This window comes from Streptomyces sp. Edi4, assembly GCF_040253615.1.
Lineage (GTDB): Bacteria > Actinomycetota > Actinomycetes > Streptomycetales > Streptomycetaceae > Streptomyces.
The window spans coordinates 5,661,268-5,681,195 of sequence record NZ_JBEJGY010000004.1 but is presented as its reverse complement, the minus strand read 5'-3'; the positions used below and the strand labels follow the sequence as shown (position 1 = coordinate 5,681,195).

Annotated in this window: 17 protein-coding genes; 10 read left to right on the top strand and 7 right to left on the bottom strand. The window is 71.1% G+C overall.

Going from position 1 to position 19,928, the window contains the following annotated elements; genetic code table 11:
* Positions 1–379: 379 nt before the first annotated feature.
* The gene (locus ABR738_RS27950; protein WP_350232712.1) at positions 380–886 is read right to left on the bottom strand and encodes a MarR family winged helix-turn-helix transcriptional regulator; all 507 of its coding nucleotides are present in this window, start codon (positions 884–886) and stop codon (positions 380–382) included.
* Positions 887–1,085: 199 nt separating this feature from the next.
* Between ABR738_RS27950 and ABR738_RS27945 the strand changes: the two genes are divergently transcribed.
* Positions 1,086–2,153 carry a glycoside hydrolase family 6 protein gene (locus tag ABR738_RS27945; RefSeq protein ID WP_350232711.1) on the top strand — a complete coding sequence of 356 codons (1,068 nt, stop codon included), beginning with the start codon at positions 1,086–1,088 and terminating at the stop codon, positions 2,151–2,153.
* A gap of 75 nt (positions 2,154–2,228) precedes the next feature.
* On the opposite strand, the gene glxA is transcribed toward ABR738_RS27945, so the two are convergent.
* The 4 genes from glxA to ABR738_RS27925 all read right to left on the bottom strand — a co-directional run bounded on the left by glxA (position 2,229) and on the right by ABR738_RS27925 (position 6,818).
* Positions 2,229–4,184 carry a radical copper oxidase GlxA gene (glxA, locus tag ABR738_RS27940; protein ID WP_350232710.1) on the bottom strand — a complete coding sequence of 652 codons (1,956 nt, stop codon included), beginning with the start codon at positions 4,182–4,184 and terminating at the stop codon, positions 2,229–2,231.
* Positions 4,185–4,187: 3 nt separating this feature from the next.
* Positions 4,188–5,948, bottom strand: coding sequence for a glycosyltransferase family 2 protein (locus ABR738_RS27935; RefSeq protein WP_350232709.1), 1,761 nt, complete (start codon positions 5,946–5,948; stop codon positions 4,188–4,190).
* 232 nt (positions 5,949–6,180) lie between these two features.
* Positions 6,181–6,477: an MTH1187 family thiamine-binding protein gene (locus tag ABR738_RS27930; protein ID WP_350232708.1), complete on the bottom strand. Its 297-nt coding sequence runs from the start codon at positions 6,475–6,477 to the stop codon at positions 6,181–6,183.
* A complete protein-coding gene (locus ABR738_RS27925; protein ID WP_350232707.1) occupies positions 6,474–6,818 on the bottom strand; it encodes a DUF3817 domain-containing protein in 345 nt (114 codons plus the stop codon). Before ABR738_RS27925 ends, ABR738_RS27930 begins: the two co-directional genes overlap by 4 nt.
* Before the next feature lie 166 nt (positions 6,819–6,984).
* Here ABR738_RS27925 and ABR738_RS27920 point away from each other — a divergent pair, with 166 nt between their 5' ends.
* The 4 genes from ABR738_RS27920 to ABR738_RS27905 all read left to right on the top strand — a co-directional run bounded on the left by ABR738_RS27920 (position 6,985) and on the right by ABR738_RS27905 (position 9,658).
* Complete coding sequence (locus ABR738_RS27920; RefSeq protein ID WP_350234772.1) at positions 6,985–7,617, top strand: AIM24 family protein; 633 nt, start codon at positions 6,985–6,987, stop codon at positions 7,615–7,617.
* Positions 7,617–8,267: an AIM24 family protein gene (locus tag ABR738_RS27915; RefSeq protein WP_350232706.1), complete on the top strand. Its 651-nt coding sequence runs from the start codon at positions 7,617–7,619 to the stop codon at positions 8,265–8,267. Before ABR738_RS27920 ends, ABR738_RS27915 begins: the two co-directional genes overlap by 1 nt.
* Positions 8,264–9,040 (top strand): AIM24 family protein, encoded by a 777-nt coding sequence (locus ABR738_RS27910; RefSeq protein WP_350232705.1) that lies wholly within the window; start codon positions 8,264–8,266, stop codon positions 9,038–9,040. The genes ABR738_RS27915 and ABR738_RS27910 overlap by 4 nt, the downstream gene beginning before the upstream one ends.
* 141 nt (positions 9,041–9,181) lie before the next feature.
* Positions 9,182–9,658 carry a MarR family winged helix-turn-helix transcriptional regulator gene (locus ABR738_RS27905; protein WP_350232704.1) on the top strand — a complete coding sequence of 159 codons (477 nt, stop codon included), beginning with the start codon at positions 9,182–9,184 and terminating at the stop codon, positions 9,656–9,658.
* Between the two features lie 96 nt (positions 9,659–9,754).
* Here the strand turns inward: ABR738_RS27905 and meaB are convergent, their stop codons facing one another.
* A complete protein-coding gene (meaB, locus tag ABR738_RS27900; protein ID WP_350232703.1) occupies positions 9,755–10,714 on the bottom strand; it encodes a methylmalonyl Co-A mutase-associated GTPase MeaB in 960 nt (319 codons plus the stop codon).
* Positions 10,715–10,771: 57 nt separating this feature from the next.
* Positions 10,772–11,974, bottom strand: coding sequence for an acetyl-CoA C-acetyltransferase (locus tag ABR738_RS27895; RefSeq protein ID WP_350232702.1), 1,203 nt, complete (start codon positions 11,972–11,974; stop codon positions 10,772–10,774).
* 170 nt (positions 11,975–12,144) lie between these two features.
* Between ABR738_RS27895 and mce the strand changes: the two genes are divergently transcribed.
* The 5 genes from mce (at position 12,145) to ABR738_RS27870 (ending at position 19,913) form a co-directional block, all read left to right on the top strand.
* The gene (mce, locus tag ABR738_RS27890; RefSeq protein WP_350232701.1) at positions 12,145–12,594 is read left to right on the top strand and encodes a methylmalonyl-CoA epimerase; all 450 of its coding nucleotides are present in this window, start codon (positions 12,145–12,147) and stop codon (positions 12,592–12,594) included.
* A gap of 199 nt (positions 12,595–12,793) precedes the next feature.
* Complete coding sequence (scy, locus tag ABR738_RS27885; protein WP_350232700.1) at positions 12,794–16,984, top strand: polarized growth protein Scy; 4,191 nt, start codon at positions 12,794–12,796, stop codon at positions 16,982–16,984.
* Positions 16,985–17,097: 113 nt separating this feature from the next.
* Entirely contained in the window at positions 17,098–18,036 is a 939-nt protein-coding gene (locus tag ABR738_RS27880) for a coiled-coil domain-containing protein (RefSeq protein ID WP_350232699.1), read from the top strand.
* 92 nt (positions 18,037–18,128) lie between these two features.
* Entirely contained in the window at positions 18,129–19,130 is a 1,002-nt protein-coding gene (locus ABR738_RS27875; RefSeq protein WP_350232698.1) for an ABC transporter ATP-binding protein, read from the top strand.
* Positions 19,131–19,133: 3 nt separating this feature from the next.
* Positions 19,134–19,913 carry an ABC transporter permease gene (locus tag ABR738_RS27870; RefSeq protein ID WP_350232697.1) on the top strand — a complete coding sequence of 260 codons (780 nt, stop codon included), beginning with the start codon at positions 19,134–19,136 and terminating at the stop codon, positions 19,911–19,913.
* Positions 19,914–19,928 lie beyond the last annotated feature (15 nt).

The following is a 19,928-nucleotide window of genomic DNA, read 5'->3' as shown; positions in this document are numbered from 1 at the left end:
CACCCCGGCCGATCCCACGCCGGCCGGACCCGGGCCCCTCCGCGCCCCGCCCGCCTACCGGAGTGCGCAGTTCCCCGCGCCCCTGAACCCGCTTTCACCTGCGGACCGTGGTCGGTTCTCGCGCAGTTCCCCGCGCCCCTGGCAGGGCTCGTGCCGGCCCGCATCGGCAACTTCAGCCTGTCATGGGGTCCCCCCTGGCCCTTATTAAGGCGGGGTGGGGAGGGGCACCCCCCGAGGTCTGGGGCGGAGCCCCAGCGGCCCGGCTCGCACGTGCGGACCGTGGGTGGCTGGGCGCGCAGTTCCCCGCGCCCCTGGCAGGGTTGCTGTCGGCCCGCGTTGGGATACCTCGGCCCGTCCGGCGATTGAGGGCGGGCCCGGGTTACTCCTCGAAGTCGCTCGCCGCCACCCGCAGGGGACGCAGCATCGCGAAGATCTCGGCGCACTCCTCCGCGTCGTAGACGCCGAGCCCGAACTCCATCGCCATCAGATCGCGCGTGGCCGCCTCGACCACCTCACGCCCCTTGTCCGTGATGGACGCCAACGTGCCCCGGCCGTCGTTGGGATTGGGGCGCTTGTCGACCAGGCCCGACCGCACCAGGCGGTCCACCGTGTTGGTGACCGACGTCGGGTGCACCATCAGCCGCTCGCCGATCTTGGACATCGGCAGCTCCCCCTCCTTGGAGAAGGTCAGCAGCACCAGCGCCTCGTACCGCGCGAAGGTCAGCCCGTACGGCTTCACCACCGCGTCGACCTCGGCGAGCAGGATCTGGTGCGCCCGCATGATCGAGGTGATCGCCCCCATCGAGGGCACGGGGCCCCAGCGCTGCTGCCAGAGTTCGTCGGCGCGGGCGATGGGATCGAAGGGGAGGCTGAGCGGCTTGGGCACGCGTCGACCTTACCCACTGGTCACATGCCGGTCAGCTCCGTCTCGGAGTTCGGTACCCGGGCGTTCACGCCGCCGCCCTGCGGCCCGGGTGCGCGGTGCCCGACGCCCGACGCCCGGCATGGCGCTCCCTCGCCCCAAGTGCCTCATATGTCAGGCTTGCCCGGTCCCGTGCCCTCCCCCACGACCTCGAGGTGGCCGGATGTCCCGGTACCGCGTCCCGCACACCGCCGTCCTCAGGACCGCCCTCCTCAAGTACGCCGTCCTCAAGTCCGTCGCCCCGCTGGCCGCCGTGCTGCTCACCGCCCTCACCGGGTGCTCGTCCGGCGCCGCACCCGGCGGGGCCCCGCCGGCCCGAGTCCGCTCGCACACCCCGCCCGCCCCCGCCCCCGGTTCCCCCTTCTGGGTGGACCCCGAGAGTGACGCCGCGCGGCAGATCAAGCTCTGGCAGGGGCAGGGCCGTACCGCCGACGCCCAGGCCCTGCGGCGGATCGCCGAGCGGCCGGTCGCCACCTGGCCCGCCGGGGACGACCCTGTGCCGCGCATCCGCAAGGCCGTCGCCGGGGCCGCCGAGGAGAAGCGGACCGCGCTGTTCGTGGCGTACGACATCCCGCACCGCGACTGCGGCAAGTACTCGGCGGGCGGCGCGGAGGGCGCCGAGGGCTACCGCGCCTGGACCGAACGGTTCGCCGAGGCGGTGGGGAACGCTCCGGCCGTGATCGTCCTCGAACCCGACGCGGTCGCCCACATGGTCGACGGATGCACCACGCCCGACCACCACGCCGAGCGCTACCAGCTCCTGGACGAGGCGATCGAGACGTTCAAGAAGCTCCCGCGCACCAAGGTCTATCTGGACGCGGGGAACCCGTCCTGGATCCCCGACCCCGCCGGCCTGGTGGAGCCGCTGCGGCGGGCCGGCGTCGACAAGGCGGACGGCTTCGCCCTGAACGTCTCCAACTTCCAGACCGACGCGGCCGTACGGGCGTACGGGGCGAAGGTCTCCCAGGAGCTCGGCGGCAAGCACTTCGTCATGGACACCAGCCGCAATGGCGAGGGACCCCTGTCCGACGGCCGCGACCAGGCCTGGTGCAACCCGCCCGGCCGCTCCCTCGGCGCTCCCCCGACCCTCAGCACGGGTGACCCGCTCGTGGACGCGTTCTTGTGGATCAAACGGCCGGGCGACTCGGACGGACCCTGCCGCGGGGGCCCGTCCGCCGGGACCTGGTGGCCGGAGTACGCGCTCGGGCTCGCCAAGCGCGCCCGGTTCTGAGGCCGGGCCACGACCCATGGACGTCAGTTCACGTCACGACCCGTGGACATGAGTCCACGGCACAGCCCGTTGACGTCAGTCCACGCGGAGCCACTTCGCCTCGGACGGGGTGCCCTCCTGGTCGGTCACGAAGACCATGTACCAGCCGGGCGGCACCAGCGCCCGGTCCTCGGGGACGGTCACGGTGACCGCGCCCTTGTCCTTGGTCAGGCCCAGTTCGATCGAGCGCTGCTCCACGTCCGTGGTGTGGGTCACCGCGCTCGGCCGCATCAGGCGGGCCTTGACCACGCGTTCGGGGTGGTCGGTGCGGTAGGTGGCCCTGCCGCCCGCCGCCACCGACTCGGGGCCGTCGCCGAGCGCGGGACGCTTGTTCTTGTCGCGGTAGAGGTAGGGCGGGGTGTAGATCTCCATGCGCTGCTCGAACTTGCCGAGCTTGGTGTTGTTCTTGTCGCTGAAGAGCGAGTCGGAGCCGAAGGTGGCGACCCGGCCGTCGGGAAGCAGCAGCGCCTCGGAGTGGTAGTTGCGGCCGATGGTGGGGTCCGCGGCCTCGCGGAAGGCGTTCGCCTTGGGGTCGTAGAACTGGGCGCGGAAGATGTTGGAGCCGCCCCTGCCCCGGTAGTCGGAGGAGCCGCCGGTGGTGAAGACGGAGTCGTCCGGCATCAGCACGCTGTTCAAGTACCGCGTTCCCTGCGGGAGTTCGGGGCCGGACTTGAAGACGGGGTTGTCCTGGTTGAGGTCCACCACGGCGGTGCGCGGGGTGGCCTTCTTGGATTCGCCGATGCCGCCGCCGCCCAGCAGCATGAACCGCTGGTCCTGCGCGGGCGGCAGCAGCAGGGAGCTCGCGGTCTCCAGCTGGTCGGCCGCGTTCAGGCCGCCGATCTTGGTGAAGGTGTTCTTCTCGACGTCCCACAGACCCGGCTCGCGGCCCTTGTTGGCCGGCCCGTACCCGGAGTTGGCACCCGAGTAGAAGAGCTTGCCGCCCTTGGTCAGGAAGAGCGAGGGGTAGGTCGGGAAGTAGCGGAAGGGGCCGGGGGACCACTTCTTGGTCTTCGGGTCGTAGATCTCGTTGTTGCCCGCGAGGATGACGCCCACGTCGTCGAGCCCGGAGACGGCGAGCACCCGGCCGTCCTTGAGCGTGGTGAGCGTCGGGTACCAGCGGGCCTCCTTCATCGGGGTGACGGGCACGTACTTCTCGGCCTTCGGGTCGAACTCGTAGGCCGCTCTGATCCCCTGGTAGTCCTGCTTGTCCAGGGTGATCTTCTCGGCGAGCCCGTACACGTTGTCGGCGTCCTTGCCCGTCAGGCCCTCGACCTCGTACTGGGCGCGGTCGGTGGCGACCGACCGGGGGCCCTCGGCGACCGCCTCGACGAAGACCCGCGCCTCGGCGGCGGTGGTCTTCGTCTTCCAGGGCTTCATCTGCCCGCTCGCGTAGTACGAGACCTCGAACTCGCGCTTGGCGCGGGGCACCGTGACGTCGAATTTCGACACGTACTCGACGCCCGCGGGTGAGCGGAACTTCGTGCCCTTCTTGAGGGTGACGGTCTTGTTCGGGTCCTCGTTCTTGACCCGCATGCCGCCGCCGGCCCGCTTCACCTGGCCGTCGAGGACTTCGTAGCGCGCGGTGCCGCCGGCCACCAGGAGCTTGCCGTCCGGGAGCTGGGCGTGGCCGCCGCAGAAGAAGTCCTCGGGGGTGTGGATCTTCTTGAAGGTGTTGTCCTTCGGGTTCCACAGCACGGTGTCGAAGGTGCCCGCGTCGAAGTGGTCCTGCTTGTTGCCCGAGCCCGCGATGATCAGCACCTTGCCGGTGTGCAGGAGGGCCGCGTGAATGGCGTTGGTGCGGTACTCCTTGGGGATCTCGGCGTCGTGCCAGGCGCCGTACTTCCGCATGTACCCGGGCTGGGAGATCTTGTACGCGTGGTACTGGTCGGTGGCGAAGGAGAGCGCGGCGGGCGCGTTGAGACCCGCCAGGACTACGACGGCGCCACCGCCGAACAGGGTCTTCTTCATCCGTTTCGAAGGCCGGTAGGCCATGACTCAGTTCCCTCCGGTCGTCGTGGCGACGGCGGGTTCGGCCTCGCCGCCGGGCTGCTGTCGCGCGGCCGGCTCGGCCGCGCGGGTCCCCGCTCGCTCGCGCCGTGACGTCCAGGCCCAGATCGCGGCCGGCGCGAGCGCGATGCACAGGGCGAGCACGGCCCAGGTGCGCATGGCGGCGTGCGTGTGGCGGAAGTGGACGGAGGCGATCAGGGACGCGGCGAGGACCCCCGCCCAGAACAGGTGGATCCGGAACGTCCACAGCCGGTCGGGGCTGGCGCGGCCGCCCTTGGGGGTGACGACGAACCGCCCGCGCGTGCGCAGCACGGCCGAGCCGAGCGACTTGAGGTAGATGGGCGCGGAGAGCGCCGACATGCCCATGCCGGCGAGTCCGCCGGAGCCCTCGGGTTCGTGCGGCGAGACGTTGTGCCGCCGGTTCCACAGATACAGGCCGATCTGGAGGGCGGCGGCGTCGCTGTAGAGCATCAGCCAGACGGAGGCCGTGACCTCGGTCCCGGACGCGCCGAACCAGAGGAAGAGTACGCAACTGACAATGCCAAGGAGCCAGTTGATGGCCGTCATGGGGTAGTAGACGAGCATCAGGGTGTACGAGAGCAGCCGGCCGGGCGGCATGGTCAGGGGCGCCTTCCAGTACTGCTTGACCAGCGTCTCGTAGGTGCCGCGCGACCATCGCATCTGCTGGGTGAAGAAGTCGGTCCAGGAGGCCGGGCCCTCGCCGACGGCCAGCACGTCCGGGGTGTACACGGAGCGCCAGTGGTGGCCGGTGCTCGGGTTCTTGTGCCGGTGCAGTTCGAAGCCGGTGGCCATGTCCTCGGTGATCGAGTCGTACAGGCCGCCGATCTGGCGCAGCGCCGAGATGCGCACCACGTTGTTGGTGCCGACGAACATGGGCGCCTGGTAGCGGTTGCCGGCCCGCTGGATCAGCGCGTGGAAGAGGAACTGCTGGGACTCGGCGGCCTTGGTGACGGGCGAGTCGTAGTTCCCGTAGACCTGCGGTCCCACGACGAAGGCGACGTCGGGGTCGCGGAAGTAACCCATCATCCGTTCAAGGAAGTTGGGGAGCGGGGCGTGGTCGGTGTCGACGGAGGCGAAGAAGTCGTAGCGGCCGCCGTGCCGGGCGAGCCAGGCGTTGTAATTGCCGTGTTTGGTGCGGGCCCGGTGGGCGCCCTTGGCGCGGTTCCACTCGGGGACGCCCTTGCGGGTGAAGTGGCGTACACCCAGTTCCGCGCAGAGCGCCTTGGCCTGTTCGTCGTCACCCTCGTCCAGGAGCCAGATGTCCAGGGGCCCGGTGTGGGTGAGCCGGACGGCCGCCTCCAGGGTGGCCCGCACCATGGATATGGGTTCCTTGCCCGGCACGTACGTGGTGAGGAAGGCGACCCGGGTGCCCTCCTCGGGCGTGACGGGGACGGGGTCGCGGGCCACCAGCGTGGCGTGGGCGACCGAGGCGACATTGGTGACCATGAAGAGCTCGATCAGACCGATCGAGACGAGCATGGTGATGTCGAGGTCCACGAGCCAGCGGTCGCCGCCCTCGCGCTCGACCCAGTGGCTGGGCCACACGAGGTAGACGAGCAGCAGGCCGGTGAGTATCGGCGCCAGGGTCATCAGCAGGACGGCGCGTATGCGGTGCGGCTCCCGGGAGAGCAGGCTGCGGTACTGCACCCGGTAGGGCTTGGCGCCCGGCTCCGTGAGCGGTCCTGCCAGTCGGCTGTGGGTGTCGTATTCGTAGCCCTCGGGGCGCACGTGCCCTCCAGCTGATCGTCGAGCGGGGTTTCCGTATGGGGTGATAAATCCACAAAAGTGGAGAAAGCCCGGCGTGTCGACTGGAGTACTCCGAGTGAGGGGTTCTGCGGCGGACCGCGTTTTCGCCGCCCCGGGGCCCGCTTCGGCGGCCGGTGCGCACACCCGGGAGCCCCCGGCCGGGGCGGCCGGGGGCTCCAGGGGGTGCCCTCGCGCGGTGCGGGGACGAGGTCGCCTACTCGGCGGACAGGTGGCGCTCCACCGTCTCGACCTTGGAGGTCAGGCCGTCGGTGACGCCGGGGCGGATGTCCGCCTTCAGGACGAGGGAGACCCGGTTCGAACGGGCCTCGACGGCGGCGACGGCGCGCTTGACGACGTCCATGACCTCGTCCCACTCGCCCTCGATGGAGGTGAACATGGCATCGGTGCGGTTGGGCAGGCCGGACTCACGCACGACGCGCACCGCGTCGGCCACGTACTCCCCCACGTCCTCGCCGGCCCCGAGCGGGCTGACGGAGAAGGCGACGATCACGCGTTGACCACGCCTTCCTTGCGGGCGCGGGTGGCGATCACCGCGTCGTCCAGCTCACGCCGGATCTTGCGCTCGGCGAAGAACCCGCCGAAGGGCAGGACGGCGAGCACGAAGTAGAGGATGCCGGTCCTGGCGGACCACTTGGTGCGGTTCCAGGCGTCGAGCCAGAAGAGCACGTACAGGGTGAACAGGATGCCGTGGACCATGCCCATCACCATCACCCCGTCGAAGGACGTGGTGCGCTTGAGCACGGAGCAGACCAGCAGGATCGGGAACGAGATGGCCTCCGGGAGCGAGATCAGTCGGAGGCGGTGCAGGGCGGAGGCTGTCTTGAGGTCCACGTGAAGGGCACCTTCGCTGGGAGGAAGCGGGCGGCAGTGATCAAGGGAAGGCTGTCACCGGTCGGTGATCGTTTGTGAACGCGTGCACAAACATCCCTCATTCTGTCATCGCCCCTCCGCCCCTGTCGGGGCGGGTCCCCGGCCCGCTAACGTCGGGTCCGTGGCAATGTTCCGGCTCCAGGGCAGCAAGGTGCTCGCCGTCGACATGACGGGCGACGCCGTCAAGGCGAAGAACGGCTCGATGGTCGCCTATGACGGCCAGATGGCGTTCAAGAAGATGACCGGCGGCGGTGAGGGTCTGCGCGGCATGGTGACCCGCCGCCTCACCGGCGAGCAGATGACCGTGATGGAGGTGAAGGGGCACGGCACGTGCTTCTTCGCCGACCGCGCGAGCGAGATCAACCTCGTCAGCCTCCAGGGCGACAAGCTCTACGTCGAGGCGAGCAATCTGCTCGCCACCGACGCGGGCCTTCGCACCGGCACGACCTTCACCGGCCTGCGCGGCGCGAGCCAGGGCAACGGCCTGTTCACCACGACGATCGAGGGCCACGGCCAGGCCGCGATCATGTCGGACGGGCCCGCCGTGGTGCTGCGGGTCAGCGCCCAGTACCCGCTCTGCGTCGACCCGGGCGCCTACATCGCGCACCAGGGGAACCTGCGCCAGCACTTCCAGTCCGGGGTGACCTTCCGCACCTTCATGGGTGAGGGCTCGGGCGAGGCCTTCCAGATCCGGTTCGAGGGCGAGGGCCTGGTGTACGTGCAGCCGAGCGAGCGCAACACGATCGGCGGTGACGTCTGATGCCGTTCCGCGAGATCAACTCCAAGATGGTCGAGGCGACGGTGCTGCCCGGCCAGAAGATGTACAGCCAGCGCGGTGCGATGCTCGCCTACAAGGGCGAGGTGTCCTTCACGCCCAACATCCAGGGCGGCCAGGGCGGCCTGATGTCGATGATCGGCCGGCGGGTGGCCAACGAGGCGACGCCTCTGATGACCGTCGACGGCAGCGGCACGGTGATGTTCGGCCACGGCGGCCACCACATCCAGGTCATCAACCTCCAGGGCGACACCCTGTACGTCGAGGCCGACCGGCTGCTCGCCTTCGACGGCACCCTCCAGCAGGGCACGATGTTCCTGGGCTCGCAGGGCGGCGTCATGGGCATGGTGCGCGGCCAGGTGAGCGGCCAGGGCCTGTTCACCACCACCCTCAAGGGACACGGCGCGGTCGCGGTGATGGCCCACGGCGGCGTGATCGAGCTGCCGATCACCCCCCAGCGTCCGGTCCACGTGGACCCGCAGGCCTACGTCGCCCACCACGGCGACGTACGCAACAAACTCTCGACCGCGCTCGGCTGGCGCGACATGGTGGGCCGGGGCTCCGGCGAGGCCTTCCAGCTCGAACTGTCCGGCCAGGGCGCGGTGTACGTGCAGGCCTCGGAGGAGAAGCTGTGAACGCCCCGGTGATCTTCGACCCGTACTCCCTGCCCAGCGACGACAACGTCAACAAGTACACGTTCTGCGTGGAGCTCAAATCGAGCCAGTGGTTCCTCCAGAAGGGCAAGATGATCGCCTACTACGGGCGGATCGAGTTCAACGGCATCGGCCACGGCCGGCTAGACCGGCTGCTGCGCACGAGCTTCCACTCGCCGCTGCACGCGGCCGACTGGGTGGTGGCCGACGGCAGCGGAAAGATGCTGCTCGCCGACCGCGCCTTCGATGTGAACAGCTACGACCTGGACGACGGCAATCTGACCATCCGCTCCGGCAACCTCCTGGCCTACCAGCCCTCGCTCGCGCTCAAGCAGTCGATCGTGCCCGGCTTCCTGACGCTGATCGGCACCGGCAAGTTCGTGGCCGCCTCCAACGGGCCCGTCGTCTTCATGGAGCCGCCGATCCGGGTGGACCCGCAGGCGCTGGTCGGCTGGGCGGACTGCCCATCGCCCTGCCACCACTACGACCACGGGTACATGACCGGCGTCCTGGGCGGAATCCGGTCACTGACCGGGCTCGGCGGCACCTCGGGCGAGGAGCACCAATTCGAGTTCGTGGGGGCCGGTACGGTCCTGTTGCAGTCCACCGAAGTGCTCATGGCGGAGCAGGCGACCGGGCAGGTCGACGCGGAGCCGGGCGTGCCCGGTGGCGGCCAGGGCGGGCACGGGCCGGGCGCGGCGGGACCGCGCCTTCCCGGCCAGCTGGGGGACCTGCAACGTCGCTTCGGCCTGTGAGCGGTAGTCTGCGGAGTGTGACGTCGAACGCCTGAGCCCCTGCGGCGACGGTCGCGCCGACGCGTGTGCCCGGATGCCGGGTGCCGGGCGTCACACACCCACACTTGGTTCAGAATTCAACTTCTTAGGTAGAATCCACATATGGAGACCGAGACGGCCACGAACTGGCTGAGCGACGACGAGCAGTGCGCCTGGCGCACCTATCTGGACGTCAACAGGATGCTGACGTACCAGATGGAGAAGGATCTCCAGCCGTTCGGCCTGACCAACAACGACTACGAGATCCTGGTGAACCTCTCGGAGTCGGCGGACAAGCGGATGCGGATGAGCGACCTCGCGGCGGCCACCCTCCAGTCCAAGAGCCGTCTCTCGCACCAGATCACCCGCATGGAGACCGCCGGCCTGGTGCGGCGCGAGAACTGTGAGTCGGACCGGCGCGGGCTCTTCGCCGTCCTGACCGAGCAGGGCACACAGACCATGGAGAAGGTCGCCCCGCACCATGTGGCGTCCGTGCGGCGCCACTTCATCGACCTGCTGTCCGGCGAAGCGCTCGCGGATCTACGCGAGTCACTGACGCCGGTCGCCGAGCACCTGCGCGGGCACCGCGGCAAGCTCTGATCCCGGCGGCTGCGGGTTGCGCCAGGCCCCGACTCCCGGAGCCCGCCGGTCGGTTGACGGCGGGCCCGGGGCTGTCGCGGGAGCGGGGCCAGGGGGTCAGGCGGTCTCGGTGAGGCTCGCCACGAGTTCGTCGGCGGCCGCGTACGGGTCGAGTTCGCCGTCGACGATGCGCTGGGCCAGCGCGTCAAGACGCCGGTCGCCGTGGAGGGATCCGATGCGCTCGCGCAGGGCGGTGACCGCGATGGTCTCGACCTCGCGGGCCGCACGGGCCCTGCGGCGCTCACCGAGAACGCCGTGCTCGGCCATCCACGCGTGGTGCTTCTCCAGGGCCTCCACGACCTCCTCGACGCCCTCGGCGCGGGCCGCCACCGTCTTGACGATGGGCGGGCGCCAGTCGCCGGGGCCGCGCGCTTCGCCGAGGCCCAGCATGTGGTTGAGCTCGCGCGCGGTGGCGTCCGCGCCGTCCCGGTCCGCCTTGTTGACCACGTACACGTCGCCGATCTCCAGGATGCCGGCCTTGGCCGCCTGGATGCCGTCGCCCATGCCGGGCGCGAGCAGCACCACCGAGGTGTCGGCCTGCGAGGCGATCTCGACCTCGGACTGCCCGACGCCCACCGTCTCGACGAGGATCACCTCGCACCCGGCCGCGTCCAGGACCCGGATCGCCTGCGGCGCGGCCCACGCGAGCCCGCCCAGATGGCCACGGGTGGCCATCGAGCGGATGTAGACGCCGGGGTCGGACGCGTGGTCGGACATCCGGACCCGGTCACCGAGCAGGGCGCCGCCGGAGAAGGGCGACGAGGGGTCGACCGCGAGCACGCCGACCCGCTTGCCCGCCCTGCGGTAGGCGGTCACCAGCGCCGAGGTGGACGTCGACTTGCCGACACCGGGCGATCCGGTCAGGCCCACCACGTACGCGTTGCCGGCGAGCGGGGCCAGCGCCGCCATCACCTCGCGCAGCTGTGGGGACGCCCCCTCGACCAGCGAGATCAGCCGGGCGACGGCCCGGGGCCTGCCCTCTCGCGCCTGGGCCACCAGCTGGGGGACGTCCACCATTGCCGCTCCGTTCACTCGCGTACGCACCGCAGGGATCAGGGAAGTGCTCGTCCGTGACTACTTGCCCGGGACGCGCACGATCAGCGCGTCGCCCTGGCCGCCGCCGCCGCACAGCGCGGCCGCGCCCACACCGCCGCCGCGCCGCTTCAGTTCGAGAGCGAGGTGCAGCACCAGGCGGGCGCCCGACATGCCGATCGGGTGGCCGAGCGCGATCGCGCCGCCGTTGACATTCACCTTTTCCAGGGACACTCCGAGGTCCTTCATTGACTGCACGGCGACCGCGCCGAAGGCCTCGTTGATCTCGATCAGGTCGAGGTCGCCGACCGTGATGCCCTCCTTGGCGACCGCGTGCTTGATCGCGTTCGAGGGCTGCGAGTGGAGCGAGCTGTCGGGGCCCGCCACATTGCCGTGGGCGCCGATCTCGGCGATCCACTCAAGGCCCAGTTCCTCGGCCTTGGCCTTGGACATCACGACCACCGCGGCCGCGCCGTCGGAGATCTGTGAGGCGGTGCCGGCCGTGATGGTGCCGTCCTTGGCGAAGGCCGGGCGCAGCTTGGCGAGCGAGGCGACGGTCGTGTCCGCGCGGATGCCCTCGTCCTTGGCGAACAGGACCGGGTCGCCCTTGCGCTGCGGGATCTCGATGGGGGTGATCTCGGCCTCGAAGACGCCGTTCTTCTGGGCGGCCGCGGCGCGCTGGTGGGAGGCGGCGCCGACCTCGTCCTGCTCGGCGCGGGCGATGCCGAGGTGGACGTTGTGCCGCTCGGTCGCCTCGCCCATCGGAACGTGGTCGAAGGGGTCGGTCAGGCCGTCGTGCGCCATCGAGTCCAGCATCTCGATCGCGCCGTACTTGAAGCCCTCACGGGACCCCGGCAGCACGTGCGGGGCGTTGGTCATGGACTCCTGGCCGCCGGCCACCACGATCTCGAACTCACCGGCGCGGATCAGCTGGTCGGCCAGCGCGATCGCGTCCAGGCCCGAAAGGCACACCTTGTTGACGGTGAGGGCGGGCACGCTCATCGGGATGCCGGCCTTGACCGCGGCCTGGCGCGCGGGGATCTGGCCGGCGCCTGCGGTGAGCACCTGCCCCATGATCACGTACTGCACCTGGTCGCCGCCGATGCCGGCCCGGTCCAGGGCCGCCTTGATGGCGAAGCCGCCGAGGTCGGCGCCGGAGAAGGACTTGAGGGAGCCGAGGAGGCGGCCCATGGGCGTACGGGCGCCCGCGACGATCACTGAGGTGGTACCGGTCGTTCCAGACATGAGGCACGGCCCTTAGGGAGGTGGGGTGTGAACGAGAGGGGGTCTGGGGGGATACCCCCAGGCAGGAGGTGCACTGCGAATGTACTGAGCGGTACTGCCCGCGTCACCGGGCAGCCGGTGTGATCGCGCGCACGTTGCGTAACCGCCCTTGAGGGCGCTGCACTGGACCCATGCTGACGCGAATCGACCACATCGGGATCGCCTGTCTCGACCTCGACAAGACCGTCGAGTTCTACCGTGCCACCTACGGCTTCGAGGTGTTCCACACCGAGGTCAACGAGGAACAGGGCGTGCGCGAGGCCATGCTCAAGATCAACGAGACGTCCGACGGCGGCGCCTCCTACCTCCAGCTCCTCGAACCGACGCGCGCGGACTCCGCGGTCGGCAAGTGGCTCGCCAAGAACGGCGAGGGCGTCCACCACATCGCCTTCGGCACCGGGGACGTCACCGCCGACTCCGAGGCCATCCGGGACAAGGGCGTACGGGTCCTCTACGACCGGCCGCGCACCGGATCCATGGGCTCGCAGATCACCTTCCTGCACCCCAAGGACTGCCACGGCGTGCTCACCGAACTCGTCACGTCCGCCCCCCAGGACAGCACGGACACCACCGCCCACTGAGCCCGCACCGATGGAGGCCGGACCTCCGGATACTCGGCCCGGTACAGTGGGCGGTTCCGGGCCGGGGTCGGGTCGGGGCCTGGGACCCACGCCCCTGCTGTGATCTGACACCATTCACCGGGGGCCCCGTCCGTCGTGAGCGGTCGGACGGTGCTCGTTGGGGCAGTGTTCGCGACCAGGGGACGGATGGGACCGCGCAGTGCGGGGCTACGAACGCCAGGAGAGCCAGAGCCACCGGCCTGACGACCACCTCTCGCGGTTCGAGGCCGAGATGGAGCGGCTGAAGACCGAGCGGGAGAAGGCCGTTCAGCACGCCGAGGATCTCGGCTACCAGGTCGAAGTGCTGCGCGCCAAGCTCCACGAGGCGCGCCGCAATCTCGCGACCCGTCCCGCCTACGACACGGCGAACGTCGGCTACCAGGCCGAACAGCTGCTGCGCAACGCCCAGATGCAGGCCGAGCAGTTGCGCACCGACGCCGAGCGCGAACTGCGCGACGCCCGCGCCCAGACCCAGCGCATCCTCCAGGAGCACGCCGAGCACCAGGCGCGCCTCCAGGCCGAGCTGCACGCCGAGGCCGTCAACCGCCGTCAGCGCCTGGACCAGGAGCTGGCCGAGCGCCGCGCCACCGTCGAGTCGCACGTCAACGAGAACGTGGCGTGGGCCGAGCAACTGCGCGCCCGTACCGAGGCGCAGGCCCGCCGGCTCATGGAGGAGTCGCGCGCCGAGGCCGAGCAGTCCCTCGCCGCCGCCCGCGCGGAGGCCACCCGGATCGCCGAGGAGGCCCGTCAACGCCTCGGCGCCGAGGCCGAGTCGGCGCGCGCGGAGGCCGAGGCCACCCTGCTGCGCGCCCGCAAGGACGCCGAGCGGCTGCTGACCGCCGCCTCCGCGCAGGCCCAGGAAGCCACCGCGCACGCCGAGCAGTTGCGTACGACGACCACCGCAGAGGCCGACCAGGCACGCCAGCACGCGGCCGAGTTGAGCCGCGCCGCCGAGCAGCGGATGCAGGAGGCGGAGGCCGCGCTGCGCGAGGCGCGGGCCGAGGCCGAGCGCGCGGTCAGCGAGGCGAAGGAGGCCGCGGCCAAGCAGGTCGCGAGCGCCGAGTCCGCCAACGAGCAGCGCACCAGGACCGCGAAGACCGAGATCGCGCGTCTGGTCGCGGAGGCCACCAAGGAGTCCGAGACCCTCAAGGCGGAGGCCGAGCAGGCGCTCGCGGACGCGAAGGCGGAGGCCGAGCGGCTGCGCACCGAGGCCGCCGAGTCGGCCCGCACGAGCGCGGCCGAGGACACCGCGGCCCAGCTCGCCAAGGCGGCGCGCACGGCCGAGGAGGTCCTGACCAAGGCGTCCGAGGACGCCCGTGAGACCACCCGCAAGGCGTCCGAGGAGGCCGAGCGGATCCGCCGGGAGGCGGAGGCCGAGGCCGAGCGGCTGCGCGGCGAGGCGGCCGAGCAGGCCGACGAACTCAAGGGCGCGGCCAAGGACGACACCAAGGAGTACCGGGCCAAGACGGTCGAGCTCCAGGAGGAGGCCCGCCGGCTGCGCGGCGAGGCCGAGCAGCTGCGCGCCGATGCGGTCGCCGAGGGCGAGCGCATCAGGGGCGAGGCGCGGCGCGAGGCCATCCAGCAGATCGAGGAGGCGGCCAGGACCGCCGAGGAGCTGCTGGCCAAGGCGAAGGCGGACGCGGAGGAGCTGCGCACGACGGCGGGCAACGAGTCCGAGCGGGTGCGCAATGAGGCCGTCGAGCGGGCCGGCACGCTGCGCAAGCAGGCCGAGGAGACCCTGGAGCGCACCCGCGCCGAGGCCGAGCGGCTGCGCGCGGAGGCCGAGGAGCAGGCCGAGCAAACCACTGCGGACGCCGAAGAGGGCGCCGCGCGCCTGCGCGAGGAGACCGAGCGGGCGATAGCGGCCCGTCAGGCCGAGGCCGCCGAGGAACTGGCCCGGCTGCACACCGAGGCCGAGCAGCGCCACGCCGCCGCCGAGCAGGCCCTCACCGACGCCCGCGCCGAGGGCGAGCGGATCCGGCGCGAGGCCGCAGAGGAGACCGAGCGCATCCGCACGGAGGCCGCCGAGCGGATCCGGGCGCTCCAGGCGCAGGCCGAGCAGGAGGCCGAGCGGCTGCGCGCCGAGGCCGCCGCCGACGCCTCGACCGCGCGTTCGGAGGCGGAGAACGCGGCCGTGCGGCTGCGCACGGAGGCCGCGACGGAGGCCGAGCGGCTGAAGTACGAGGCGCAGGAGGCCGCCGACCGGATGCGCGCCGAGGCAGCGGCCGCCGCCGAGCGGGTCGGCGCCGAGGCCGCGGAGGCACTTGCCGCAGCGCAGGAGGAGGCCGTACGGCGCCGCCGCGAGGCCGAGGAGACGCTGGGCTCGGCGCGCGCCGAGGCCGATTCGGAGCGTGCCCAGGCCCGCGAGCAGAGCGAGGAGCTGCTTGCCTCCGCCCGCAAGCGGGTGGAGGAGGCGCAGGCCGAGGCGCAGCGGCTCGGCGAGGAGGCCGACCGGCGCGCCACCGAGCTGGTGTCGACGGCCGAGCAGACCGCCAAGGACGTACGGGACTCCGTGGCCGGGCTCCGCGAGGAGGCCGAGCAGGAGATCGCCGGTTTGCGCAGCGCCGCCGAGCACGCGGCCGAGCGCACCACGAGTGAGGCGCAGGAGGAGGCGGACCGGGTCCGCGCCGACGCGCACGCCGAGCGGGAGCGCGCGGGCGAGGACGCGAGCCGGGTCAGGGCCCGGGCCCAGGAGGAGTCCGAGGCCGCCAAGGCGCTGGCCGAGCGGACCGTCGCGGACGCCATGGCCGAGGCACAGAAGGCCCGTTCGGACGCCGCCGAGTACGCCCAGCGCATGCGGACCGAGGCCTCCGACGCGCTGGCCTCCTCCGAGCAGGACGCGGCCCGCACCCGGGCCGAGGCCCGCGAGGACGCCAACCGGATCCGCTCCGACGCCGCGAGCCAGGCCGACCGTCTGGTCACCGAGGCGACGGCGGAGGCGGAGCGGCTCGCCGCGGAGTCCACCGCAGAGGCGGAGCGTCTGGTCGGCGAGGCCCAGCAGGTCCGCGTGGAGGGCCAGGCCGAGGCCGACGCGCTGCGCGCCGAGGCGCGCGAGGAGGCCGAGCGGGTCACCGCCGCCGCGATCGCCGAGGCCGACGCGGTCACGACGGCCGCCCGCGAGGAGGCCGAGCGCGTCACGAGCAAGGCGCACGCGGACGCCGAGCGCACCACCAACGAGGCGAACGCGTATGCCGAGTTGGTCACCACCGAGGCGCGCGCCGACGCCGGCTCCACGCTCGGCGCGGCCAACGCCGAGGCGGAGCAGACCATAAGCGAAGCCCGTGCCGAGGCCGAGCGGCTGCTCGACGAGGCACGCCGGGCCGCCGACAAGCGGCGCTCGGACGCGGCCACGCAGGCCGACCAGCTCATCGCGGAGGCGAGCGGCGAGGCCGAGCGGCTGCGCGCGGAGGCCGCGGAGACGGTGGGTTCGGCCCAGCAGGCCGCCGAGCGCATCAGGGCCGAGGCCGAGAAGAACCGTGCCCGCGCGGACGAGGCCGCGGAGAAGACGCGTACCGAGGCGCGCGAGGAGGCGGACCGGCTGCTCGACGAGGCACGCACCGCCGCCGCCAAGCGCCGCGCCGACGCCGCCGAGCAGGCCGACCAGCTCATCAACAAGGCGCGGGAGGAGGCGCTGCGCGCCGCCACCGAGGCCGAGGAGCAGGCCGACACGATGGTCGGCGCGGCCCGCAAGGAGGCGGAGCGGATCCTCGCGGAGTCCACCGTGGAGGGCAACACGCTGGTGGAGAAGGCCCGTACGGACGCGGACGAGCTGCTGGCGGGCGCCCGTCAGGACGCCACCGCCATAAGGGAGCGCACCGAGGAGGTGCGGGCGCGCACCGAGGCGGAGATCGAGGAGCTGCACGACCGGGCCCGCCGCGAGAGCGCCGAGCAGATGAAGACGGCGGGCGAGCGCGTCGACAAGCTGGTGAAGGCGGCGACCGAGCAGGCCACCGAGGCGGAGGCCAAGGCCAAGGCGCTGATGTCGGACGCCAACACCGAGGCGGGCAAGGTCCGTATCGCCGCGGTGAAGAAGGCGGAGGCGCTGCTCAAGGAGGCCGAGACCAAGAAGGCCGAGCTGATCCGCGAGGCGACCGCGCTGCGCGACGAGGCCGAGGCCGAGGCGCGCCGCACGGTGGAGGAGGGCAAGCGCGAACTGGACGTACTGGTGCGGCGCCGGCAGGACATCAACGCCGAGATCTCCCGTGTCCAGGACGTACTTGAGGCGTTGGAATCCTTCGAGGCACCGGCCGGGGGCGGCAAATCCGGCTCGGGCGGCGGTTCCTCCGCAGGTGTCAAGGCTGGTGCGGCGGCCGGAGCAACACGTTCGAGTGGCAAGTCCTCCGAGGGCTAGCCACTCAAAAGGCTGGACATTCTCCAGATCAAACGGGCATCCGCTCGATGACACGCCGCTTGGGCCCCTAGGATTCCCTTATCACCTCACCGGTCTCATTCGACAGGAACCCCATGAGCGACACTTCCTCCCCCTTCGGCTTCGAGCTCGTGCGGCGCGGTTACGACCGCGGTCAGGTGGATGACCGCATTACCAAGCTCGTCGCCGACCGTGACAGCGCTCTGGCACGGATCACTTCTCTGGAAAAGCGCATCGAGGAGCTTCACCTCGAAACGCAGAACGCCCAGGCCCAGGTGAACGACGCGGAGCCGTCGTACGCGGGACTCGGCGCGCGGGTCGAAAAGATCCTGCGGCTCGCCGAGGAAGAGGCCAAGGACCTGCGCGAGGAGGCCCGCCGGGCCGCCGAACAGCACCGCGAACTGGCGGAGTCCGCCGCCCAGCAGGTGCGCAACGACGCCGAGTCGTTCGCCTCCGAGCGCAAGACGAAGGCCGAGGACGAGGGCGTACGGATCGTCGAGAAGGCGAAGGGTGACGCCTCTCAGCTCCGTTCCGAGGCGCAGAAGGACGCGCAGTCCAAGCGCGAGGAGGCGGACGCGCTCTTCGAGGAGACCCGCGCCAAGGCCGCCCAGGCCGCCGCGGACTTCGAGACCAACCTGGCCAAGCGCCGCGAGCAGTCCGAGCGCGACCTGGCGTCGCGTCAGGCCAAGGCCGAGAAGCGTCTCGCGGAGATCGAGCACCGCGCGGAGCAGCTGCGCCTGGAGGCCGAGAAGCTGCGTACGGACGCGGAGCGCCGGGCGCGCCAGACGGTGGAGACGGCGCAGCGCCAGGCCGAGGACATCGTGGCCGACGCCAACGCCAAGGCGGACCGCATCCGTTCGGAATCCGAGCGGGAGCTCGCGGCGCTCACCAACCGCCGCGACTCGATCAACGCGCAGCTCACCAACGTCCGCGAGATGCTGGCGACGCTGACCGGCGCGGCCGTGGCCGCCGCCGGTTCCCCGGTCGACGACGAGCCCGTCTCGCGCGGCGTTCCGGCGCAGCAGTCCCGCTAGTTCGCGGCCCTTCCCCCGTGGGCCGCGAAAAAAACGTGAAGCCCCCTGCCATTCCAGTGGCGGGGGGCTTTGTCGACGTCTAGCGTGGCCGCATGATCGAGCTTGAGGGCCTTACCAAGCGCTACGGCCGCAAGGTCGCGGTCGACCAGCTCTCCTTCCAGGTCAGACCGGGTGTGGTGACCGGCTTCCTGGGGCCCAACGGAGCCGGCAAGTCGACGACCATGCGCATGCTGCTCGATCTGGACAACCCGACCAGCGGCACCGTGCGCATCGACGGCAAGCACTATCGCGAGCTGGCCGAGCCGCTGAAGTACATCGGGGCGCTGCTCGACGCCAAGGCGATGCACGGCGGCCGCACCGCCTACAACAATCTACTGTGCCTGGCCCAGTCCAACCGGATCCCGGCCTCGCGGGTCTGCGAGGTCCTGGACACGGTGGGTCTGACGGCGGTGGCGAAGAAGAAGGCGAAGGGGTTCTCGCTCGGCATGGGCCAGCGCCTGGGAATCGCCTCCGCGCTGCTCGGCGACCCCGAGATCCTGATGTTCGACGAACCCGTCAATGGTCTGGACCCCGAGGGAATTCACTGGATCCGCAATCTGATGAAGCAACTCGCGAGTGAAGGGCGGACGATCTTCGTTTCGTCCCACCTGATGAGCGAAATGGCCCTCACGGCGGATCACTTGATCGTTATCGGGCAGGGCCGACTGCTCGCCGATACATCGATGGCCGATTTCATCCGGCAGAACTCGCGGAGTTTCGTACGGCTGCGTTCCCCGCAGTGGGAACGGCTCCTGGACGTGCTCGGCGAGGCCGGCATCGCCTTCGTCCAGACCGGCGACGGCGCCATCGAAGTCGACAACGGCAGGATCGAGGCACTGGGTGAACTGGCCGCCCGCCACCAGCTCGTCCTGCACGAACTGTCCGGCCAGCAGGCCTCGCTCGAAGAGGCGTTCATGCAGATGACGGCGGGTTCGGTGGAGTACCACGCGCACGGCGCCACCACAGCGGGCGGGCCGCCCGCGGCGCCGCCCGACTGGGGCGCGGGGCAGCCGACGCCGCGCTGGGGCGCGACCGACCAGGGCAAGGGGGTCTGAGCCATGGCAGCGGTAGCCGCGGTGCTCAAGTCCGAGTGGACCAAGATCCGTACGGTCTCCTCCACCATCTGGACGCTGGCCAGCGCCCTGATCGCCACGGTCGCGATCGGCGCGGCGCTCTGCGCCCTGATGCGGGCGCAGTTCGACGACCTCAAGCCCGCCGAGCGGCTGACCTTCGACCCGACGCTCATCAGCTTCTCCGGAATGATCCTCGGCCAGCTGGCGATGGTCGTCTTCGGTGTCCTGGTCGTCGGCACCGAGTACAGCTCGGGCATGATCCGGTCCTCGCTCGCCGCCGTACCCCGGCGCGCCACCTTCCTCTTCTCCAAGGTCACGGTGGCCACCGCGCTGGCGCTCGTGGTGGGCCTGGTGACCAGCTTCCTGACCTTCTTCCTCGGCCAGGCGCTGCTCGGCCCGCACAGGACCACGATCGGTGAGCCCCATGTGCTGCGCGCGGTCATCGGCGCCGGGCTCTACATGGCCCTGATCGCGTTGTTCTCGATGGGCGTGGCCGCGATGCTGCGCAGTTCCATGCTCTCGCTCGGCATCCTGATGCCGTTCTTCTTCCTCGTCTCGCAGATCCTGTCCGCCGTGCCGGGCGCCAAGGACGTCGCCCGCTACTTCCCGGACCGGGCCGGCTCGAAGATCATGCAGGTGGTCCCGGACGCCATGAACAGCGACCCGGCGCCGTACGGGCCCTGGGCCGGTCTCGGCATCATGGCGCTGTGGGTGATCGCGGCGCTGGCCGGGGGCTATCTGGTCCTCAGGCAGCGGGACGCCTGAGGCACGCGATGGTCG